We start from the raw sequence: 20765 nt of genomic DNA, 5'->3' as shown, positions 1-20765 counted from the left end.
TATTAGCGATATCTAGGTGTAGGGATCTAAGGCGATTACCCTTTCACCTTGTCAACCAGTTATATTATGCCTTAACTCCTTTGGAAAAAGCTGCTCCCGTTCTTAAACGGACTAGCAACCTATTATTCAGAATCAGTGGCTGAATCATCTGCTTTGGGCTTAGCAGATGTTTTTTTCGTCTTAGTAGATGTTTTCTTAGTGGTTTTTGCCGTTGACCGTTTAGCTTTAGCAGGTGTTTTCTTGGCAGCTGATTCTTCCTTAGTCTCATCAGCCACTTCCTCAGCTACTTTAGCCGACTTCGCTTTTTTTGTAGATGCTTTTTTCGCGGTTGATTTAGCCGATTTCTTAGCTTCAGATGGCTTTACTTCTTTAGCAGTAGCCTCTTCCTCTGCTTTAGCCTCCGCTTCTGCAGCATCCTCTTCAGGTTTTGGCTCAACCAATTCCACCTCAGAGTGTTCGGTTAGCCAAGCTACCACCTGCTTATGTAACAACTCATCTTCAACAACAGCTTCTAGGCGATCCCGATCAATATCTTGTCCTTGCAGATCCTTTAGAATTTCTTGGCATCGATCTGCAATAGCATCCGCCTCAACTGTGATCGATTCCGCTTTCGCCACTTCGGCCAAGGCAAGAGTTCGCTTCAAACGAGGAATTGCATCTGATCGCATGCGTTCTTTCATCTCCCCGAGCATCTCTTTGGTCACCAGCTTATTAATGTCTAAACCATTAGACTGCAAGCGACTGAGAGTTTCTCGAATCATGACATTCAGCTCATCGTCGATCATGCTTTCAGGTAGATCAACGTCTAGCTCTTCAATCAATGCCTCTAGAAGAGCTGCTTCCACATTGGCATCCGTACTATCTTGGGCTTCTTGCTGATATTGCTCTTCTAAGAACTGGCGCAATTCTGCCAAGGTCGAAAATTCGCTAACATCTTGGGCAAAATCATCATCTAGAGGTGGCAGCTCTTTCGCTTTAATATCCTTGAGACTGACGGTAAATTCAGCAGAGCGGCCAGCCAACTCATCTTGGAAATATTCTTGAGGCAGTGTCACTGCAATATTCTTGGTTTCCCCAATTTGCATACCGATGATGCCATCGATCAAATCGTCAATAAACTTCCCTTTCACGAGTTCCAGTTGGAAGTCTTGAACGGACTCTCCCTCTGGCGTCTCACCTTCTTCATCAGCATCTGACTCACTGGGTAAGAATCGGCTTTCAAAATCGACGAGGGTAACATCATTCGCTGCTGCAGCTCGATCCTCGACAGGGACCAAGGTTGCATTCGAAGATCGATGTTCTTCTAGAACTTCATCGACCTTAGCTGCTTCATACTCTATCTTTTCAGCCGTAACTTTAAAGTCTTGATACTTCTTAAGGGTGACTTCTGGGGGGACATCGACACTAACGGCAAATACAATCGCCTTACCGGGTTCAAACTCAGCAGCGAGTTCATCAAAAGATGAGCGGAATTGAACGTTACCTAAGGCTTCAATCTCTTCTTGCTTAACCGCAGCTTCAAAATTCTTTTGAACCAAATCTTCCAACGCAGAGGCTTTTAACTGATCTGTGCCAAACCGTTGGAGGATAACCTGTTTGGGGACTTTACCTTTACGAAAACCAGGAATATTAGCCGATCGCATGAACTTAATAATTACTTGCTCATACGCTTGACGCGATTGCTCAGGAGAAATTTCTATTTCCAGACTGATTTGACTGCCAGGGAGCTTTTCCTGTGTTACCTTTAGTAGCTCTTTAGTTTTAGACAAATCGATTCCCTCTCCCAGCGGACCAAAAATAATGTGTGAGTAATAATATGCAACTAATCAAGCAGGGTTGATTGATATTAGTAGAGCTATTCTAATTCAAGTTGTGAATGCAGCTAAACCTAGATTAGCGAATTTTGCCCCAGTTCATGTTCTTAACCCTTCCCTCGCAAACGATATAATGAGCGCTAATTGGGTACCCTAGTGCAGTAGAAGCCCTTCACCTTTTTCCCCAACGATCTTCCAGCGACTCTGACTAAAGAGACTGACCTCAAGCCATAAATTACATCAAAAATTTCGAAGACCGGAGGTTGATGCCTTAAACTGGAGTGATAAGGTTACTTCAAGCAAGGCGCAACATCACCGTAACCCTTCAGTATTCCAATAGACTTAATCCATTCCTTCAGAGCGGCCGGCCCAACTCGCGTTCTTAAAAACCAAACCTTTCTAAAATCAACTTTCTTAGATCACTATCTTGAACTTACACATCCAATTATTTATTTAGCCCTTTAATTACAGACGTTGGAGGAATCGAATTTGGGTCAAGCATACAGAGTAGCCATATTAGGGGCCACGGGAGCAGTGGGTGCAGAGCTCATCACCCTACTAGAAGAACGGAATTTCCCGCTATCCACCCTCAAACTCTTAGCATCTCCTCGCTCAGCTGGGCAAACCCTTACATTTAAGGGAGAAACCATTCAGGTTGAAGAGGTTAGCGAAGCGGCTTTTCAGGGTATTGATATAGTCCTAGCTTCAGCCGGTGGAAGCGTTTCTAAAGCTTGGGCACCCAAGGCAGTGAAGGCTGGAGCAGTCGTTGTTGATAATTCCAGCGCCTATCGTATGGATCCTCAGGTTCCTTTAATCGTGCCTGAAGTCAATCCCGATGCGGTGACTCAACATCAAGGGATTATTGCCAATCCTAATTGCACTACTATTCTGATGAATGTTGTGGTTTGGCCTTTACACCAATTGCAACCTGTACAACGAATTCTGGCTGCCACCTACCAGTCTGCCAGTGGCGCTGGCGCGCGGGCTATGGAAGAAGTTAAAGTCCAAGCCCAAGCAATCTTGAACGATGATCCCCCTCCCACCGAAATCTTTCCTTATCCCCTCGCATTCAACCTATTTCCGCACAATTCTGATCTGAATGCGAATGGTTATTGCACAGAAGAGATGAAAATGGTGCAAGAAACTCGCAAGATTTTTAACGCACCTGACTTAAGAGTATCTGTTACCTGTGTCCGCGTCCCAGTCCTTAGAGCACATTCAGAAGCTATTAATCTTGAGTTTTCCCAACCTTTTCCAATTGAGAAGGCCCGGACAATTCTACAGGATTCTCCAGGGGTTAAGTTAGTTGAAGACTGGCAAGCCAATTATTTTCCGATGCCCATCGATGCAAGCGGGCAAGACGACGTTTTAGTGGGCCGCATCCGTCAAGATATTTCCCATGCCAACGGCCTAGAGTTGTGGTTAAGCGGCGACCAAATTCGCAAAGGAGCAGCTTTAAATGCTGTCCAAATTGCAGAATTACTGGTAGAACGACAACTCTTAAAACCCGCTGCTGTAGCATCTGCCTAACCGTTTACCCTGCTTTCATAGGACCGCGCTAATTCATAGCCAAAAACTAGAATAAAGTCTCAATTCAACTACGCATCACCCCTATGAAAGCGGTAAGAGTGATAGTCACCTCGCCCAACCTTCTAAAAGCATCCACGCAGCTTTTTACGCTGCCTTAACTATGAATACTGGAGTGTGCCATTTCTCACATGAGCCTATTGAACCTTAATATCGGAGCGGACAGCGCGTGACCTTCTTCGGACAGATTCTGACAGCCATGGTTACCCCCTTTACTGACACTGGGGACATGAATTTTTCTGTGGCCGAAGCTCTAGCCATTCATCTTGCCGATCATGGCACAGATACGCTTTTATTGTGCGGTACGACAGGTGAGTCTCCAACCTTAACCTGGCAAGAAGAATATGAGCTATTTCAAGTGGTTCGTAAAGCGGTTGCCAGCAAAGCTAAAGTGATGGCGGGAACTGGATCTAATTCCACCCGAGAAGCCATTGAAGCCACGCAACAAGCTGCAAAGTTAGGACTAGATGGTGCCTTGTTGGTTGTGCCATACTATAACAAGCCACCCCAAGAAGGTTTATACGAACATTTTCGGGCCATTGCGGAGTCTGTTCCTGATTTCCCGTTGATGTTATACAACATACCGGGTCGCACGGGGCAGAATTTGGAAGCTGACACAGTCGCTCGGCTGGCAGAAATTGGCAATATCGTGGCCATTAAAGAAGCGAGTGGCAACCTTGATCAAGTCAGTCAAATTCGTCGCTTAACACCACCTGAGTTTTCCATTTACTCTGGAGATGACTCTCTGACCTTACCTTATCTATCCGTTGGTGCTGCAGGCGTAGTCAGTGTAGCCAGTCATTTGGTGGGAGAGTTGCTTCAAAAAATGGTGACTGCGTTTGCGTCAGGGGAACCACAAGTCGCAACAGAGATTCACCTTAAATTGCTCCCTTTATGTAAAGCATTGTTCGCAACCACTAATCCTATCCCAGTCAAAGCTGCACTTCAATTACAAGGATGGCAAGTGGGTTCTACCCGTTTACCGCTTCCTGAAGCGCCTGACCCCATCATTCAAAAATTGAAAAATACTCTAACAGATTTGGCATTGCTATAGGCATGGAGCACCTCTACTAACCCAACGCTCCACAACAAAATCCATCGCACTTCAATGCAGACAGTCCATTGCACAGTCTGCCCACTATCTAGCACAAGACTTTATAGCTAAGGAAACATATGACGGAAACTGACACGAAACAAGCCCTCAAGATTATTCCTCTGGGTGGCCTTCATGAAATTGGCAAAAATACCTGTGTCTTTGAATTTGAAGATGAAATTATCTTAGTAGATGCTGGGCTCGCATTTCCCACAGATGGTATGCACGGTGTCAATATTGTGCTGCCAGACATGACCTATTTGCGTGAGAACCGCCACAAAATTAAGGGCATGATTGTAACCCATGGTCATGAAGATCATATTGGAGGCATTGCGTTTCACTTAAAGCAAATCGATATTCCGGTCATTCATGGCCCTCGCCTCGCGATGGCTTTATTGCAGCGAAAGCTGGAAGAAGCAGGGGTTGCGGGTAAAACAGAGCTTAAAACGGTTGCTCCCCGAGATATTGTGCGCTTAGGCTCTCACTTCTTTGTGGAGTTTATTCGAAATACTCATTCCATGGCTGATAGCTTTACCGTCGCCATTCATACACCTATTGGTGTGGTGATTTTCACAGGGGATTTCAAAATCGATCACACTCCCGTAGATGGCGAAAACTTCGACTTACAAAAGTTGGCTGAACATGGAGAGCAGGGCGTATTATGCCTGATTAGCGATTCAACCAATTCGGAAGTACCTGGTTTTACGCCTTCTGAACGCTCGGTTTATCCTAATTTGGAGCGGGTGTTTTCTCAAGCGAAAGGACGTTTGTTGGTGACGACGTTTGCGTCGTCCGTACACCGCATCAACATGATTTTAGACATTGCTCAAAAACAGGGGAGAACAGTGTCTGTCGTTGGCCGATCCATGTTGAATGTGATTGCCCATGCTCGAAATCTGGGTTACATCAAATGTCCCGATAGTTTGTTTGAGCCCTTAAAAGCAATTCGGAATCTTCCCGATCATAAGATTTTAATCTTAACCACAGGATCTCAAGGGGAATCCATGGCGGCCTTATCTCGGATTGCTCGTAAGGAGCACCGTCAAATTCAAATTCGCCAAGGCGACACCGTGGTCTTTTCGGCAAACCCCATCCCCGGCAATACCATTGCGGTCGTCAACACCATTGATCAGTTGATGATGCAGGGGGCCAACGTTATCTATGGTCGCCATCATGGCATTCATGTCTCAGGCCATGGCTGCCAAGAGGATCAAAAGCTGATGTTGAACTTAACTCGCCCCAAATTCTTCTTGCCAGTGCATGGTGAGCATCGCATGTTAATCAAACATGCTCAAACTGCTCAGAGTATGGGGATTCCGGAAGAAAACATGGTGATCATTAATAATGGAGATATGGTGGCTTTGACACCTGACTCCATTCAGATTGATGGTAAGGTCCCTTCTGGGATTGAGCTCATGGATCGAGCCGGTATTTTAAAAGCGCATGTTTTGGAAGAACGCCAACGCCTCGCCGAAGATGGGCTCGTAACGGTCGCTGCCACCATCGGACTGGATGGTCAACTATTGACAGCGCCTGAAGTTCATTTGCGAGGAGTCGTCACCACAATTACAAGTGATAAGTGGCAAGCGTGGGTACAAAGCGCGGTTGAATTGGCCTTGAGAAACCGCTGGGACCAGTTTAGTCAATCAACGGACCATTCCATAGACTGGGATGGTCTTAAAAGCTATATTGAGCGAGAGCTCCAAGGCTTATTAAGGCGGGAACTACAAACTAATGCCACCTTGCTACTGCTTTTACAACATCCACAACAGCCTATCGGCTTGAAAGCAAAGTATACGGAGAGAAGTAAAGCAACAGCTGCACGTTAAGTTTTGGAGGACCTGGCTTAGGCCGAGTCCATCTTATGACTCAGCCTAGGCAGTTATTTACGACGATACGGATGTTGTCACTTCCGGATTGAGAGTGGCATGTTCCAGTAAGCCATTGAGGGCAACTTTGAGGTCGCTGCTCAGGTTTGCTGCCGCTTTTTTAGTCGCCCCTGGATAGTCAGTGGCGTTGAGGGGGCAACCAATTTTGACATGAATTTCGCAGCCTTGCTTTGGCACTGCACATCCGTAGTCAAGGGCTACAGGCACAACTTTAATCGCCGGGCCAGTTTTTAGTTTTTTCTGAGCTTGAATGGCCAGGCGAGCAAAACCAGGTTTGAGGTATTGGACATAGCGATCGCGCATGACGTCTCCCTCAGGAAAAATAACTAATACTTCATGGGCTTGTAATAAATCAAGCCCATGCCGCAGTGCTGCAATCGAAGGTTGATCCGGATCAATCGGGAATCCACCAAACTGACGAATAAACCATCCTTGAAACCCGTTCATTTCATTAACCGTGACCATGAAGCGGGGGTCTCGACCAATGACAGGTCGGCCAAAGGTATAGCCAACCATGATGCCATCCCAGCGAGAACGATGCGTAGGTGCAATGACAACAGGCCCTTCTTGAGGAAACTTTTCTAAACCCGAAACTTTGATACTGCTGAAATAGGCAGGTATAACAATTGAACGCCCAAAGAAATAAATAAATGAAGTAAAGGGATATGAAATAGAAGATGTTATGGATGTAATATTTGCTGATGGTGACACAGCAGTATCTCAGGCCAGAATTTAACTAAAAAACGCTAAATACTTAGTAAGAAAACTCATTCGACTACAAAATGGATTTTTCTTAGTATTTTATAACTGTATATAGAGATTGTAAGCCTGTGACGATAGGCAAGGACAGTTAAAGAATCGTCACAAATTTTGCAAGCATTAATAACCCCTTTCTATTGCAAGGTAACTCTTGCAATGGAAAGGGGGAGAGAGCATGTAGCTAATTTAGCTAATGCTTGAAACTAATTACGATAAATGGAAACAATCCAGGCCCCCACATATCGCATTAAGCCGACATCTCCAGGAGAAGAAATTCGACAGTTGAAAAAGTAGGTTCCACCAGATTTAGGGTTCCTGACATTTGAAGCAACGACTTCTATAGGGGTGTCGGCTGGAATCACCTCGGTGGGAATGATTTCAATGACACCACCATCTGGATCGATGGTGACAGAATCAACAGGAATATTTTTGCCCTTCTTGAGATTAAACAATCGACTCTTGGGGGCATGGCGAAGTTCAATCTTTTTTGCCTTGAATTTGCCATCAAAGTAGTCTGGATAGGTAATGTTGATGCGATCAATGGCCACGCTCTGACGCTTGATTTTAAGCCGCCAGCGATCGCTCAAATGTCTTGGGGTTCCATAACTTAGAACATAGCCCAACTGCTGTTTTTGGGAAGGACCATCACCCCAGACAAAACTGAATCCGGGGTTGGTTTGTGCCTCACTAATTAAAGGCACTCCAACGGCCAGAGAACCTGCACAAAGAGCAATGCTGGCGAAACGTCTAACGGAGCGTTTAAGGGTTGACATGGGTAATTTAAACCAAGACTTGAGGGTGAACAAAGAGAGGGGGAGTAAATATTACTTAATAAAATCTTTTCTTTTTAGCATATCGTAACAGCCAACCTTCTGTAGATTGGTCGAAATTGTGACAATTTAAGAGCTGGGTTAAGGTAGTGCCGTTACACAACTTCGTTTTGACCTACCCACTGAAGACGTACACACTGGATCAAAGTGCCCGAGGCAAAACAAACCTATGCCCAATGGTGATCAACGGCAATACGCTCCTGCTTTCCAGCGCAACCATCAGCCCATCTTCACTATTCTCAAACAAGTATTACCCCAGCAAGGAATTGTCTTAGAAATTGCGAGTGGCACAGGGGAGCATGTTGCTTTTTTGGCCCAACAGTTACCCCATTTGGACTGGTTACCCAGCGATCAGTCTTCTGCATCTCTCACTAGTATCACGGCTTGGCGACACCAAGCTCGCGCGGCCAATCTTAATGAACCGATTGCCCTAGATGTTTGCAAACCCAATTGGCCTGAGATTGTCATTCAGACCTTAGATCGCTATGGGTTAACGCACTCTAAAATAGTGGCTATCATTAATATCAATATGATTCATATTGCGCCTTGGCAAGCCACAGAAGGATTAATAGCAGGATCTGCCCGCCTCCTTTCTCCCCAAGGACTTTTATATCTCTATGGGCCGTTTATCCAAGCAAACCAGCCGACCGCTCCAAGTAATCTGGCCTTCGATCAGTCTCTAAGACATCGTAATCCTGAATGGGGAATTCGACCGTTGGCAGAGGTCAGTCATCTTGCGGCCCAACATGGCCTGCACCTGCAACAAACTGTAGCGATGCCCGCCAATAATTTATCGGTGATATGGCAACAATCTGCCTCAAAATCTGTATCTGAACACAGCGTTAGTCAAGACAAAAATTAGGTGGGCGTGTAGCCGGCCGCCAAAATCGCCTCGCAAATATCTGCTTCTGATCGCTGAGAGGTGACTTGGACTTGCTTTTGATCCAGATAAGTTTCAATGATCGCTTGTGAATCCAATGCTACGATCGCAGCCTCGATTCTCTCTACACAAGCCGAACAGGCCATATCAGAAATGGTCAGCTGAATCATCTTTCTAGACTCCCACTTAGGACGGAACGATGAGCAGGGCCATAGCACTTCCCATCATTACAAATCCTACGAGAGTTAGGCAGCTTTGGGTCGCCTAAGCATGGCAAGAGGCTGTTCCACTTCTGCAAGAACTGTTGCGGGCTGCCACTGACACTGCAGCTGTCCATCAACGAGGGTCCACTCTGCTTGAACTTGAAGTTGAGGCTGTTCTTCCTGCCAATGGCTACGTCGAATCCACATAGTCTGCTCCCTGACTGTTGTGATTACTGAATTGAGTTTCCCCCCAATTCAGCCATAACTCAGTGATCTTGGATGATGACCAACGTGATACCGATCACGCAATAAGCAGCTTTAACCAACAGGGCAGCACTAAACCGTAGGCATGGCCGCATAATCGATTAATTCCAATAGTTTTTGTCGCAGAGTGTTCAATCCCAAGCGTTCTTGCGCTGAAATAAAGACAGCTTGGGGAAACTGGTCTTGGGCAATCGCCAAGGCTTCACTGCTAACTTGATCCATCTTGTTAAAGGCAATCAATCCTGGCCCCGGTGTAATCGGCATAGTTCCTAGCAAATCCATCACCGATCGCAAATGATTTTCCCAATCGGGATGAGACAAATCCACAACATGCAGCAAAACGTCAGCATCCGTCACCTCTTCCAAAGTTGCTCGAAAAGCATCCATCAACGGGGGAGGGAGATTATGAATAAATCCCACCGTATCCGTTAGTACTAAAGTCCGCATCTGATGGGTTTCAGGATCGGGAATACTAAGGCGACGGGTCGTAGGGTCGAGGGTGGCAAAGAGCTGATCGGCCGTATAAGCTTCGGCGTTGGTCAACACATTCAGCAGGGTCGACTTGCCGGCATTGGTATAGCCCACCACAGCAACGGACGGAACTCGCTGATGCTGACGACGTTGACGCAGACGGGAACGGTGAGCCTGGAGCTGGTTGACCGCCTGTTGCAAGGTATTGATTCGGCGTTGAATGGCTCGTCGTTCTGTTTCCAGCTTCGTTTCTCCCGGTCCTCGAGTACCAATACCACCCCCAAGGCGAGACATGGCTTGGCCTCGCCCTGCCAATCGCGGCAGCATGTATTCCAATTGCGCGAGTTCCACCTGTAATTTGCCCGCCTGGGATTGGGCTCGCTGGGCAAAGATATCTAAAATCACTTCCGTGCGATCGACAATACGAATGCCAATTTGGGTCTCTAAATTACGCACCTGAGACGGGGAAAGATCTAGATTAAAAACAATTAGCGTCACCCCTAAGGTTTGGGCCCTTAGGGCAATTTCCTTGACTTTACCGGCTCCCACAACCGTTTGGGGATGGGGATGAGACCGCTTCTGGTGAATCGTCTCTACCACGACTCCGCCAGCACTCTCCACTAAGAGCGCCACCTCTGCTAAATTAGCCTTCATCTCTGCTTTAGAGACGGCTTGAGGAATCACCCCAACCATTAACACCTGCTCAGTTTCAGCTGTCTCTGACAAGCGAGGGTTCAGAGAGCGTCCAAATTCAGACTCTAAGGCTTCCACCAAATCCATCAAATTCTGTTGAGCCAACTGTTCGAGACTCAACGGGGAAGAAATGGTCCAAGGGGTGGTTGGATCAGGCACGAGATGAGCCAGGTAGGTCGACCGAACATATCCCGTGGCTCCACCACCGCGCCGCTCAAAACCAGAGCCCGTCATGGTAAGGACGGCCAAAGCATCTAAGCGCTGTAAGGCCATCGCCGTTAATGCAGACTCCTTGGGGACCTCTTGTTTAAGGGTGGTGGCAACACAGCGAATGCCGCTCAAGCGATCTGCACCATATCGAGGCAATTCTAACGGGGGGATTTGGGTTTGCCGGGGAGACCCCACACCCACCCGAATCACCTGGCCACGACGGTTGAGATAGGTGCTGATGGGCTGATGAATATCCGTACTGATGGCAGCTAATCGCTGGGCAAAGTCAGACGTCGTGATGCGATCACTCGGAAGTCGCTGATGGTAGAGTCGCCGCAGCTGCTTGATTTGATTAGATTTTAAGCCTTTGAGATTACCGTAAATCGTTTCGATAAGTCTTCCTTGCCTTGCCAAAGCAAGACGACATCATTGCCCCTCAATTGTAGAGTTGCCCAAAAAAAACTGGCAATGGTCGTCAACGATCCTTAATGAGGGCTATTTCTTCTGAGCCTTAAAGTAGGCTTCCAAGACTTTTAAGGCAATAGGACCTGCCGTAGATCCCCCACCCCCACCTGTATTTTCACCAAAGGCCACCACTACAATTTCCGGGTTATTAAAGGGAGCATAGGCCCCAAACCAAGTGTGGGAAGAGCGAGGGGGGTCTTCAGCCGTCCCACTTTTACCCGCTGCCGGGGGAATACTAGGCACATTTAACGCCTGACCTGTACCGCTGGTGACCACCGCTCGTAAACCCGAACGAATCGTATTTAAGGTCTTGGGTTTTAAATTCAGGGAGGTCCGCCCTTGGTCATCGGGCTGATCGGACTGGAATAGGTGAGGGGTGACTTTATACCCCCCATTGGCAATGGCAGCAAAAATGAGGGAGACTTGGAGGGGACTGAGTTGTACTGCCCCCTGCCCGATAGAAACCATAACGGTGTCAGCGGGATACCAGGCGTCTTTAAACACCTCTTTTTTCCAAGCTGGATCAGGAATAAACCCAGAAGACTCTCCTGGGATATCAATGCCCGTTCTCTCTCCAACCCCTAAACGCTTAGCCCACTCAATTAGAATTTTGGGACTGGTCCCCACGCCCACACGCCCAAAAAAGGTATTGCTACTCCACTGCAAGGCCGTTTGAAAACCAATCACGCCAAAGCCTGCCCCATTCCAATCTCCCACACCATGCACTGAGGCTGAGGTGGCTACCAGAGCATTGGGGGAATATTTACCGGATTCAATTCCTGCGATCGCAGTGGCGATCTTGAAAGTACTCGCAGGGGGAAAGGCCTGCATGGCCCGATTGACAAAGGGGAATTTGCGGTTTTGTAACTCTTGCCATTGCTTTTCTGTAACGCGCTTGGCAAACCAGTTGGGGTTAAATCCTGGATAGCTGGCCATAGCAATAATAGCGCCATTCTTAGGATTGATGGCGACCACCGCCCCTTGCCGTTTGCCTAAGGCCTTTTCGGCTGCCTTTTGCACGTCTAAATCAAGGGTGAGTTTGACATCCTCGCCAGCGATGGGTAATTTTTGGCCCAAGATTTGCACAATCCGGCCTGCACCATCCACCTCAATTTGGTTGCCCCCCCAAGTGCCCCGTAGCTTTTGTTCGTAGGAGGCTTCAATCCCTAATTGGCCAACCACATCCCCTAGGCGATAGGGCTTCTTTTGTTGGCGAGCTAACTCTTCTTCATTAATCTCGCCGATATAGCCAATTACCTGAGAGGCCAGTTCGCCATGGGGGTAATAGCGAATGGCTTCCTTATCAATTTCAACCCCTACAATGTCGCTCATCCGTTCCGACAGCGCCACCACTTGGGGAAAGGTCAAGCCTTGAGCCACGCGGACTAAGGAAGTTGAGTTATGGCCTTCTACCTCTACGCGCTCCTGAATTTCCGCTTCAGGAATTTTAAGAATTGAAGACAGGACATCCACCGTTTGGGACCACTTTTCGTCTTTTTGAGCAATGGGCCAAACAAAAACGGAATAGGTATAGGTGCTGTTCGCCAGAATCCGGCCTTTACGATCTAGGATTTTGCCCCGTTCAGGCCGTTTTGGAATTAAACGAACTCGATTTTCTTCGGCTCTCTGAAGATTCAGTGCCCCTTCAGTAATCTGCAAAAAACTGAGGCGCGGAACAATCGCTCCAAACAATAAAAGGCTGATAAAGCCACCAAAAACAAACTTCCGAGGGCCAGATCCGACACTGCGCTGAGAACGCTGACGTCGTGGTAGAGAAAATGATTGATTAGAAAGGGACATTGATCCTGTTGGATAGGGCACACTCGCATAATCCGCATGACATCGGTAGGAAGCGCCTAATCTTCGAAAAAAGCTCTAGCTAAGGCTACCGCGATATTCTAGCCCATTACATCCCAGAAGCGTACAGCAGCTCTTTCCGTGAACATGCTATTTTCTATCCTAAGTGTTAAGCTTACGAACACCCAAGCAGGGATCCATTGTGTATATCTACTCACCCGTAGATAAGGTATTCCGTCTTTGGGGATCGTACAGCCATGGTGTGGAGTGTATTGTCCAATGTCTGTTACTTCTCAATCTAAGCAGAAAAGTGTTACCAAAAGCGATCGCACCGTTCAACCTGCCAAACTAGCGCGCAAAGTCGTGGCAGCCGCAAAAGATGTGAACTTATTCGGAACGGATGGAATTCGAGGCCATGTCGGTCAACATCTCACCCCTCAATTAGCGCTCCAAGTGGGCTTTTGTGCAGGACTTGAGTTGGGACAAGATGCATCTCCTCATCAGCCCTTTATCTTAGGCCAAGACTCTCGCAACTCTAGTGATATGTTAGCGATGGCGCTATCGGCAGGTCTGACCGCCGCTGGGCTAGATGTTTGGCATATCGGATTATGTCCAACCCCCACCGTTGCCTACTTAACCCATCACACCGAAGCAGTAGGTGGCGTGATGGTCTCTGCCAGTCATAACCCGCCGGCAGATAATGGCATTAAATTTTTTCAAGCCAACGGTACTAAGCTCCCTCCCACCACTCAAGGGAAAATTGAACAACGGATTCGAGCCTATAGCCAACAACAGCCCTCAGGCACTTGGGGACATCATTTCCATCGGCCTGAACTGACAAAATCTTATACTGATGCAATTCAAACCCCTTTACACGCTCAAGTCGATTTCCAAGGGTTGAAAGTCGTTCTGGATCTCGCTTGGGGCGCAGCCACTCAGTTAGCGCCTGCTGTCTTTAAAGCCATGGGGGCTGAGGTCATTTGTTTACACGATCAGCCGGATGGTGATCGTATTAACGTCAATTGCGGCTCTACACATTTAGCCCCCTTGAAAGCAGCCGTTAACTTACATGAGGCTGATGTCGGCTTTGCCTTTGATGGCGACGCCGATCGCGTGCTCGCGATTGACTGTCAAGGCCGCACCGTGGATGGCGACTATATTCTCTATCTGTGGGGCAAAGCTTTACAGCAGCAAAATCAGTTGCCCAAAGACCTGATTGTAGCCACGGTCATGTCCAATTTAGGATTCGAATTGGCTTGGCAGCAGCAAGGCGGCACCCTCTTACGAGCAGCAGTGGGTGATCAAAATGTTCATGCTGAGATGCTCAATCACGGCTCCATGCTAGGGGGCGAGCAATCTGGCCATATCCTATGTCCACACTATGGTGTCAGTGGCGATGGGTTGTTAACGGCATTGCATTTGGCAACCATTATTTGTCAAAACAAGACCCGCCTTTCCTGTTTAGTGGATGACAGCTTTCAGACTTATCCCCAACTTCTCAAGAATGTGCGCGTCGAAGATCGCGATCGCAGACGCAATTGGCAAGAGTGCCAACCCCTCCAAACCCTGATTGATCAAGCTACGGACGATATGGGGGATCAAGGTCGAATTCTAGTGCGGGCTTCCGGCACAGAACCTCTCATTCGCGTCATGGTAGAAGCCCGCGATATGAGAATGGTCAACCATTGGACAGACCAATTAGTCCGTGCGGTTGAAACCCATCTAGCCTAAAGCATCACTAGCTCGCCATTCACTTCTAGGCGTTTATAGTTGCTCAGGCATAAATAGCGATCGGCTAGGGTATCGGCATGGCTGGGTTCTAGCCAGCCTAACTCTCGCAGCAAGTGAATGGCGACGGCATATTTCGCCCGCTTTGCACCATCCTTAACTTTAATCGCTAAGCCTAAGCCTTCACCAATGCGACCCACACATTGCACGCCTTCGGCTCCCGACTTACTGACTAATTCTCCAGCAGATAAGGTCATTAAATCCGTATCAAATTGGCCTTGCCCTGCCACCAACGTGGGGTGGTGAATCATCGCCCGCATCACCCGCTCAATATTTAAATTATTACCCGCACTGAGATGGGCATAGAGGGTCGCGATTTGCTCTAACTGCATATAGTAGGTCGGTACACCGCAGTCATCGTGGGTGCGCATAAATTCTGCCGCTGGCATTTTCAGCAATTCCGCCATCTGGTTGAGAATCAACTGCTGAACCTGATGCCGGGCCTCCATATAGGTATTTAAGGGCCACTGACATTGTTGGCAAACCGCCAACATCCCTGCATGTTTACCCGAGCAATTATGTTCTAGGGGACTATCTAAACCTTGGGGAGTTGGGCATTGCAAGGCCGTCGGATCGATATCGCAGTGCCAAAGGATGTTAAAGACTTGCCGAACTTGCTCGACCGTATGATGGTGGGACCCACACATCACCGCGAGATCCCGGTCGTTGAGATCAAAATGCTCCATGGCGCCGCTTGTCACCACCGCTAGAGCCTGAACCGGTTTTAAGGCGGAGCGAATAAAGCAAGAGGTATCTGTTTGCCCAGCAATAGAGAGCATTCTGCCCTTGGTATCACAGACAACGGCTTCAGCTTGATGCTTGGATTCAATAATCCCTTCCCGCAGTAGATGGATCTCAAGTGCAGGGCTATGATTGCGTTTTCCCATGGTCATGCGTAAGACTCTAGCATCAGATGCTGATTGGGTAAATATATTTTTAACTGGGGAGTTAAGCTTAAGCAGTGATCAACCACCAAAGGCTAAATTCTCCTACCAAAGTCAGGCCTAGACCGAAAAGGCTTCGCCGCAAACGCTCTAGAATCGGCTGAACTTCATAGGTCCCAATTAACCGTTCTCGATCCAGCACATCGGTAGGCTTGGTCCAATATTGACCGTCATACCAACCGGTTTCTTCATAAAAGATTTTTTCGCGCAATAGGCGATCGCAAACGTAAGACCATCCCAGATACAGCCGCAAAACCAGCAATACCAGCAAGCCTGTGGCAACAACCGAGAGCGTCAAAACAAATTGGCCCAGGGATTCAGCTAAGGAAAAGCTACTGGCAGCAAAGGGAGCAGCAATCACACTGGCAATACTACCTAACTGAAAACCTCTATTGAGATATGCTGCGTCTTCTAAAGTGGCCCATCGAAAAAAACAGGATTCTTGCAGACTTTGGTACTCATTCAGAGGCTGTTGCTCAAGGGGCACAGGGCAATTAGAAACGGGAGCGTTCATCATTCACTCAACTCAAGAGGGGGAAGTGTGAACCTGAGACCACTAAACTCTATATTTCGCTAAGGATCCATCCTTCAAGTCACCTATTTATCCTAGATCAACTTGCTAGAGAAACTCACAAGGGCGCGCGAATAAGCTACCAGAATGGATAAGCAACGGAGAGAGCGTTAATCTCTATTCATTCATCGTTGAACCTACGGCACTATGAGCTTGCATGTGGCCTATAAATGCAACCAGTGCGATTTTCAATTTCTAGGGGGTCATGGAGTGGTCGGTCTCTCAACCCATCGGGTTATTGAGACGAGATCGGTCTGTATCGGCTGTTTCTCTCTATTGCCGATATACAGTGAGGATTTAAACTATCCAAAATTAGGAAAGCTATGTTTTTTGCATTCTCAATCTTTGCCCTCTAAACATCCAGTTTTTGACAAAGCAAAACAAAAGGCTTGGCAACGCCGCATTAAACGCGCAAAAAAACCATTCAAGAAAAAGCTCAAGCTAGCTCTAATTCAAGTGAAAAATGCTGAAATTTGGAATTTGATGCTTTCTGAAGTAATCTCTGGAACCGCGATCTCTGTGATGGAAGAAGAAGGGATGATACAGCTAGATCTCACTCAGATCTATTGTCCAATTTGCAACCACATGGGCACGATAAAGTTAAACTTTGCCAGCAATTGCATTTGTCCTAAATGCCACCAAGGGAGCATTACTTGCACTGTGTAGACCCGCGATTACGATGTTAGGTCACGTAAAACGGTTTGGAGCAATTTTGGCCAGGTTAAACCTTAACTTTTCTTAGAAACGTCAACGCTAATGCCATATTTGATGCCAATTTCTTGGGCGTGCTGGTGGATAGTCGCTTCATTAAAAGTAAATCTTGGCAAGATTGTGTCATCTAGCTGGAAGGCCATGCGGGTGAAGTCAGCATGTTCAGATTTCTGTAAGTTCACCGGATGCTGGAGTTTCCCTGCCTTAAAACTCAACGTAGCTTGCTGCCCATTTGCATAGGTCACCACGGAGAAGTTGCAGCACAAAGCATTGAGTAAGGCTATCCCCAATTCACAATATTCAGAACCGACTTCAATATGCTTCTTCATATTGCTGCATCCTCTCGGTCCACTCATCAATATAACTACAGCAGGAACCTGTCCATTTCGGACAGGATGCAAGGGAAGACCAGCATCATATTCAATCACAGCACCAAAATCTTTAACTAAAATTTTTACGGTGCTGCAATGTCCATCAATCGCTTCATCGATAGCATGGCAAAGCGATTGGAGCAGAAACATAGTTGACACCTCAGGATCCAACAGATCACCAACATACAGATGTGACCGACGTCGAATTGGCTCCGGCCATGGTAGAACTTCTATGTCTTGCAGGTCATGTTTGTCCATACCAGATTACCTAGATTGCCCAAGACGCTAAGCTTATTCCTTTAGACCTGTTGTTTAAGCATGGCTAAACTGCTGTACAAGTGGAAGGCCTGATCCCATTGGCTATCTTCTCGCCGTAACAAATTGATATAAGACTCAAATGCACCCAATAGCTCAAGCTGCTCAACCGCAGTATCGGCAAAAGAGGTAAAATCTGCCCACGTAGTTGCATGGGGCAAGTTTTGGGTCAGCAAGGTGGTTAAGCCACGCCAATTCGCCCAAGAGGTTTCCTGATCCACTTCCGTGAGCTTGATGCCTTGGTTGAATTGATAGGCTGCATCATAGAATCGCAAAATACAGCCTTTTTGGGGCAAGTGCAGATCGCAGAATTGAGCATGATCCTGCGTCTTTTCTTTGCGCTGCAGCTTACCACGCGGATCGCGATCTACAACCTTTTCAAAAATAGGAACTAGACCTTCAACCCGTTGAGTTACATCAGACCACTGGAATCGGAATGAATTTGTTTGTTGCGAGTGATGATCAGACACCAAGACTTCCGGTGAGGGCTGTGAGGATTGAATATAGCAGACCTGATGAACCTTAAGCGTTTGAACCTGGGTCATGGTGACCGCAAAGTTAGGAATTCCTGCTGCTTGCAAGTCTTGGCCATACATCTCTAGCTCTCCAATCGGGCCAATCCGATAGAGGCGCCACCCGCGGCTGGGGATTAACATACGGGCTGTATAGGGTTCAACCTGCATGATTTTGGCAAATTTAAGGGCTGCCTCGGTTTTGGCATCTGTCGGTAAGGGTTCTAAAATCAGTGCCCCTATTTGCGTCTGCTCGGGATTCGCAGTCGCTTGACTCAGTTTGGCTTGTCGTACCGCCTGAGCATGATCTTGAAGTTGTTTGAGACCTTCGCGAGCCGCTTGGGCAATTTTGGGACCGTAATCTTCTTGGAGTAAAGCACGGAAGGTCTGCTCAGCCTGTTCATGGTCAGATTGAGCCGCTTGCAATTTCCCCAAATAGAGCTTGCCCCATGGATCGCTCATGGGGATGGCTTGAATCAATTGAGACGCCATCTGATAGTCTTGACGATCCAATGCTATGGCGATTTCTTGGTGCATACTTTTCCCCCTGGGTACGCAGTGTGTAGTTCTATTTGTGCGATCGCAATAGATACTGCCATGTAATTTGCGGTGACCGCTCTTAAGGTTCTTTGGCCTAGAGATACTGCTTGGTATCCGGCTGTTTGGGCCTGCTGGGTCTCAGTCTCGGTCCATCCACCCTCGGGTCCTACCATAACAGCAACACCTGATTGGCTCTCTTGATCTAAAGCTTGGCTGAGACAGTGCAAGAAATTCGGTGCTGACGGCTCTACAGTACAAATATATCGTTGCCAGTCGCCCTGATCATCCTGCATCACTGTTTTTTCAAAGGAGGCCGGATCCAACACTTTAGGAATAATCTGCCGGTGGGACTGCTCAGCTGCTTCTGTGGCAATCCGCTGCCATCGTTGAATACGATTAGAACTCGGTTTCAGCAGCGTTCGCTGGCTAATGAGCGGCACAATATAACTGACCCCTAATTCCGTTACACTCCGAACCACTTGGTCAAAATGATTCCCTTTCGGAGGGGCAGCCAGTAACATCATCGGCATCGCCAGCTCAGTCTGCTCACCTAAAGCTTTCAACCGCCTGGCGAACCTAGCATCAGGTTGCAACTCCGCTACCCAGAGTTGTCCCTGCCCATTCATGGCAATAAAGCGATCGCCATGCCCCAGCCGCAACACATCACAAAGATAATGTTGTTGATCACTCGTCAAATGAATCTGATGATCTTGGAGTTGCTCAGGGGCTATTGCTAACCGCTGCAGTTGGGCCGCACTATGGTCCACAAGTTTAGGTTTACCTAAGGTATTGGAAATTTTGCGATGGCAACTATCGCTACAGGTATATAAAAACTATTAAACCCAAAAAAAGGGAAGTAGCGATCTTGCTTTATCCCAACCCTGTCATTCTAGTCAACCTAAACCGATAAATTTCTGGGCTCGCGCACGGGTACCAACCCCCTGAAGAAGGCAAAAAGCAGGGGTCGCTGATGCATTAAACAAAGTCCCGCCAAAAAGCCATGTGGGACCTCAGGAGTTGTGCTATTTTGTAAAGGCTGTTAACACTTCACACATCTGAGAATTCGGGTGTTTCTCACCAATTATTGGTCATAAGAAATGCACTCAGATGGAGGTTGAAACCCGAATAGGAGAAAAATATGCCCGTTATTAGTTTGGCTCAAATGCTTGAGTCAGGAGTTCACTTCGGCCACCAAGCTCGCCGTTGGAACCCCAAAATGGACCCTTATATCTTTACAGAGCGTAACGGGGTTCACATCATTGATTTGGTGCAAACCGCCCAGTTGATGGATGAAGCTTACCACTACGTCCGGTCTGCCTCAGAATCTGGCAAGAAATTCTTATTCGTAGGCACGAAGCGACAAGCCGCTGGCATTATTGCTCAAGAAGCCGCTCGATGCGGTGGCTACTATGTCAACCAGCGCTGGTTGGGAGGCATGCTCACCAACTGGACCACCATTAAAACCAGAATTGAGCGTCTCAAAGATTTAGAAAGACGCTACGAGAGCGGTATTTTTGACCTCTTGCCCAAGCAAGAAGCGTCAATGTTGCGCCGGGAGCTGGATAAATTGCAGAAATACCTCGGTGGTCTGAAGCAAATGCATAAGATCCCCGATGTGGTCGTGATTATTGATATCCGCCGGGAATACAACGCGGTGCAAGAGTGTCAGAAATTGGGACTACCCATCGTGTCCTTGTTAGACACCAACTGCGACCCGGATTGGGTTGATATTCCCATTCCTGCCAATGATGATGCGATTCGCTCCATCAAACTGATCATCGGCAAGCTCGCTGACGCCATTTATGAAGGACGGCATGGACAAGTCAGTGCTGAAACCTTCGAAGGCGACGACATTCCCTCTGCCATTGACTTTGAGGATGAGACGCCGGAACCCGTCGCGGAAGTAGCAGACGCTGAAGTTGCAGCAGCCGAGCCTGTTGCTGAAGCAGCTCCTACAGCTGAAGCAGCCCCTGAAGAAGCTCCTGCTGAAGACGCTGCTCCTACGGCTGAGGCAGAAGAGCCTGCAGCTGAATAGAACCCTGCTGGACATCTAAGGGA

Annotated in this window: 19 protein-coding genes; 7 read left to right on the top strand and 12 right to left on the bottom strand. The window is 47.6% G+C overall.

Translation table 11 applies throughout. The annotated features are described in order from the left end of the window. Positions 1 to 122: 122 nt before the first annotated feature. Positions 123 to 1769: a trigger factor gene (gene tig / locus AM1_RS15605; RefSeq protein WP_012163841.1), complete on the bottom strand. Its 1647-nt coding sequence runs from the start codon at positions 1767 to 1769 to the stop codon at positions 123 to 125. A gap of 534 nt (positions 1770 to 2303) precedes the next feature. Here tig and AM1_RS15600 point away from each other — a divergent pair. From AM1_RS15600 to AM1_RS15590, 3 genes are all read left to right on the top strand, one after another. Beyond that, positions 2304 to 3344 (top strand): aspartate-semialdehyde dehydrogenase, encoded by a 1041-nt coding sequence (locus tag AM1_RS15600; protein ID WP_012163840.1) that lies wholly within the window; start codon positions 2304 to 2306, stop codon positions 3342 to 3344. Positions 3345 to 3570: 226 nt separating this feature from the next. After that, positions 3571 to 4455 (top strand): 4-hydroxy-tetrahydrodipicolinate synthase, encoded by an 885-nt coding sequence (gene dapA / locus AM1_RS15595; RefSeq protein ID WP_012163839.1) that lies wholly within the window; start codon positions 3571 to 3573, stop codon positions 4453 to 4455. Between the two features lie 119 nt (positions 4456 to 4574). Beyond that, the gene (locus AM1_RS15590; protein WP_012163837.1) at positions 4575 to 6323 is read left to right on the top strand and encodes a ribonuclease J; all 1749 of its coding nucleotides are present in this window, start codon (positions 4575 to 4577) and stop codon (positions 6321 to 6323) included. Between the two features lie 57 nt (positions 6324 to 6380). Here the strand turns inward: AM1_RS15590 and AM1_RS15585 are convergent, their stop codons facing one another. Next, a complete protein-coding gene (locus tag AM1_RS15585) occupies positions 6381 to 7094 on the bottom strand; it encodes a lysophospholipid acyltransferase family protein (RefSeq protein ID WP_012163836.1) in 714 nt (237 codons plus the stop codon). 251 nt (positions 7095 to 7345) lie between these two features. Continuing rightward, positions 7346 to 7915: a DUF2808 domain-containing protein gene (locus AM1_RS15580; protein ID WP_012163835.1), complete on the bottom strand. Its 570-nt coding sequence runs from the start codon at positions 7913 to 7915 to the stop codon at positions 7346 to 7348. A gap of 226 nt (positions 7916 to 8141) precedes the next feature. On the opposite strand from AM1_RS15580, the gene AM1_RS15575 reads away from it, so the two are divergent. Further along, positions 8142 to 8834 (top strand): DUF938 domain-containing protein, encoded by a 693-nt coding sequence (locus tag AM1_RS15575; protein ID WP_012163834.1) that lies wholly within the window; start codon positions 8142 to 8144, stop codon positions 8832 to 8834. Here the strand turns inward: AM1_RS15575 and AM1_RS15570 are convergent. From AM1_RS15570 to mrdA, 4 genes are all read right to left on the bottom strand, one after another. Then, positions 8831 to 9022: a heavy-metal-associated domain-containing protein gene (locus AM1_RS15570; RefSeq protein WP_012163833.1), complete on the bottom strand. Its 192-nt coding sequence runs from the start codon at positions 9020 to 9022 to the stop codon at positions 8831 to 8833. The two genes, AM1_RS15575 and AM1_RS15570, sit on opposite strands and share 4 nt — an antisense overlap. A 75-nt stretch (positions 9023 to 9097) precedes the next feature. Beyond that, on the bottom strand, positions 9098 to 9262 hold the full coding sequence (locus tag AM1_RS42190; RefSeq protein WP_012163832.1) for a hypothetical protein: 165 nt from the start codon (positions 9260 to 9262) through the stop codon (positions 9098 to 9100). A gap of 129 nt (positions 9263 to 9391) precedes the next feature. Further along, the gene (hflX, locus tag AM1_RS15565) at positions 9392 to 11107 is read right to left on the bottom strand and encodes a GTPase HflX (protein ID WP_012163831.1); all 1716 of its coding nucleotides are present in this window, start codon (positions 11105 to 11107) and stop codon (positions 9392 to 9394) included. An 81-nt stretch (positions 11108 to 11188) separates the two neighbouring features. Beyond that, positions 11189 to 12958, bottom strand: coding sequence for a penicillin-binding protein 2 (gene mrdA / locus AM1_RS15560; RefSeq protein ID WP_012163830.1), 1770 nt, complete (start codon positions 12956 to 12958; stop codon positions 11189 to 11191). Positions 12959 to 13234: 276 nt separating this feature from the next. Between mrdA and glmM the strand changes: the two genes are divergently transcribed. Beyond that, on the top strand, positions 13235 to 14686 hold the full coding sequence (glmM, locus tag AM1_RS15555) for a phosphoglucosamine mutase (protein WP_041659899.1): 1452 nt from the start codon (positions 13235 to 13237) through the stop codon (positions 14684 to 14686). Here the strand turns inward: glmM and AM1_RS15550 are convergent. Both AM1_RS15550 and AM1_RS15545 read right to left on the bottom strand, forming a co-directional pair. Further along, positions 14683 to 15636, bottom strand: a complete 954-nt coding sequence (locus tag AM1_RS15550) for an asparaginase (RefSeq protein WP_012163828.1) — start codon at positions 15634 to 15636, stop codon at positions 14683 to 14685. The genes glmM and AM1_RS15550 overlap by 4 nt on opposite strands. A 61-nt stretch (positions 15637 to 15697) precedes the next feature. Next, a complete protein-coding gene (locus tag AM1_RS15545) occupies positions 15698 to 16204 on the bottom strand; it encodes a CGLD27 family protein (RefSeq protein ID WP_012163827.1) in 507 nt (168 codons plus the stop codon). A 399-nt stretch (positions 16205 to 16603) separates the two neighbouring features. Between AM1_RS15545 and AM1_RS41050 the strand changes: the two genes are divergently transcribed. After that, entirely contained in the window at positions 16604 to 16924 is a 321-nt protein-coding gene (locus AM1_RS41050; protein WP_148215752.1) for a hypothetical protein, read from the top strand. A gap of 62 nt (positions 16925 to 16986) precedes the next feature. Here the strand turns inward: AM1_RS41050 and AM1_RS15535 are convergent, their stop codons facing one another. From AM1_RS15535 to AM1_RS15525, 3 genes are read right to left on the bottom strand one after another with little or no spacing between them, the layout of a single operon-like run. After that, positions 16987 to 17598 carry a DNA topoisomerase IV subunit B family protein gene (locus tag AM1_RS15535; protein WP_041659898.1) on the bottom strand — a complete coding sequence of 204 codons (612 nt, stop codon included), beginning with the start codon at positions 17596 to 17598 and terminating at the stop codon, positions 16987 to 16989. Between the two features lie 41 nt (positions 17599 to 17639). Next, a complete protein-coding gene (locus AM1_RS15530) occupies positions 17640 to 18704 on the bottom strand; it encodes a hypothetical protein (RefSeq protein ID WP_012163823.1) in 1065 nt (354 codons plus the stop codon). Then, positions 18683 to 19474, bottom strand: coding sequence for a 16S rRNA (uracil(1498)-N(3))-methyltransferase (locus AM1_RS15525; RefSeq protein ID WP_012163822.1), 792 nt, complete (start codon positions 19472 to 19474; stop codon positions 18683 to 18685). The genes AM1_RS15530 and AM1_RS15525 overlap by 22 nt, the downstream gene beginning before the upstream one ends. Before the next feature lie 371 nt (positions 19475 to 19845). On the opposite strand from AM1_RS15525, the gene rpsB reads away from it, so the two are divergent. Then, positions 19846 to 20742 (top strand): 30S ribosomal protein S2, encoded by an 897-nt coding sequence (rpsB, locus tag AM1_RS15520; protein WP_012163821.1) that lies wholly within the window; start codon positions 19846 to 19848, stop codon positions 20740 to 20742. Positions 20743 to 20765: the final 23 nt, after the last annotated feature.

Origin of the sequence: Acaryochloris marina MBIC11017 (genome assembly GCF_000018105.1) — a bacterium.
In the GTDB taxonomy this organism is placed as follows: domain Bacteria; phylum Cyanobacteriota; class Cyanobacteriia; order Thermosynechococcales; family Thermosynechococcaceae; genus Acaryochloris; species Acaryochloris marina.
This window is presented reverse-complemented; position numbering and strand designations above follow the sequence as displayed.

Excerpts from the sequence above, each read along its gene's own strand:
- AM1_RS15550 (WP_012163828.1), bottom strand. The coding sequence starts at position 15,636 with ATGACCATGGGAAAACGCAATCATAGCCCTGCACTTGAGATCCATCTA.
- glmM (WP_041659899.1), top strand. The coding sequence starts at position 13,235 with ATGTCTGTTACTTCTCAATCTAAGCAGAAAAGTGTTACCAAAAGCGAT.
- rpsB (WP_012163821.1), top strand. The coding sequence starts at position 19,846 with ATGCCCGTTATTAGTTTGGCTCAAATGCTTGAGTCAGGAGTTCACTTC.
- mrdA (WP_012163830.1), bottom strand. The coding sequence starts at position 12,958 with ATGTCCCTTTCTAATCAATCATTTTCTCTACCACGACGTCAGCGTTCT.
- AM1_RS15575 (WP_012163834.1), top strand. The coding sequence starts at position 8,142 with ATGCCCAATGGTGATCAACGGCAATACGCTCCTGCTTTCCAGCGCAAC.
- AM1_RS15530 (WP_012163823.1), bottom strand. The coding sequence starts at position 18,704 with ATGCACCAAGAAATCGCCATAGCATTGGATCGTCAAGACTATCAGATG.
- AM1_RS15535 (WP_041659898.1), bottom strand. The coding sequence starts at position 17,598 with ATGGACAAACATGACCTGCAAGACATAGAAGTTCTACCATGGCCGGAG.
- AM1_RS15545 (WP_012163827.1), bottom strand. The coding sequence starts at position 16,204 with ATGATGAACGCTCCCGTTTCTAATTGCCCTGTGCCCCTTGAGCAACAG.
- AM1_RS42190 (WP_012163832.1), bottom strand. The coding sequence starts at position 9,262 with ATGTGGATTCGACGTAGCCATTGGCAGGAAGAACAGCCTCAACTTCAA.
- AM1_RS15570 (WP_012163833.1), bottom strand. The coding sequence starts at position 9,022 with ATGATTCAGCTGACCATTTCTGATATGGCCTGTTCGGCTTGTGTAGAG.
- AM1_RS15580 (WP_012163835.1), bottom strand. The coding sequence starts at position 7,915 with ATGTCAACCCTTAAACGCTCCGTTAGACGTTTCGCCAGCATTGCTCTT.
- AM1_RS15590 (WP_012163837.1), top strand. The coding sequence starts at position 4,575 with ATGACGGAAACTGACACGAAACAAGCCCTCAAGATTATTCCTCTGGGT.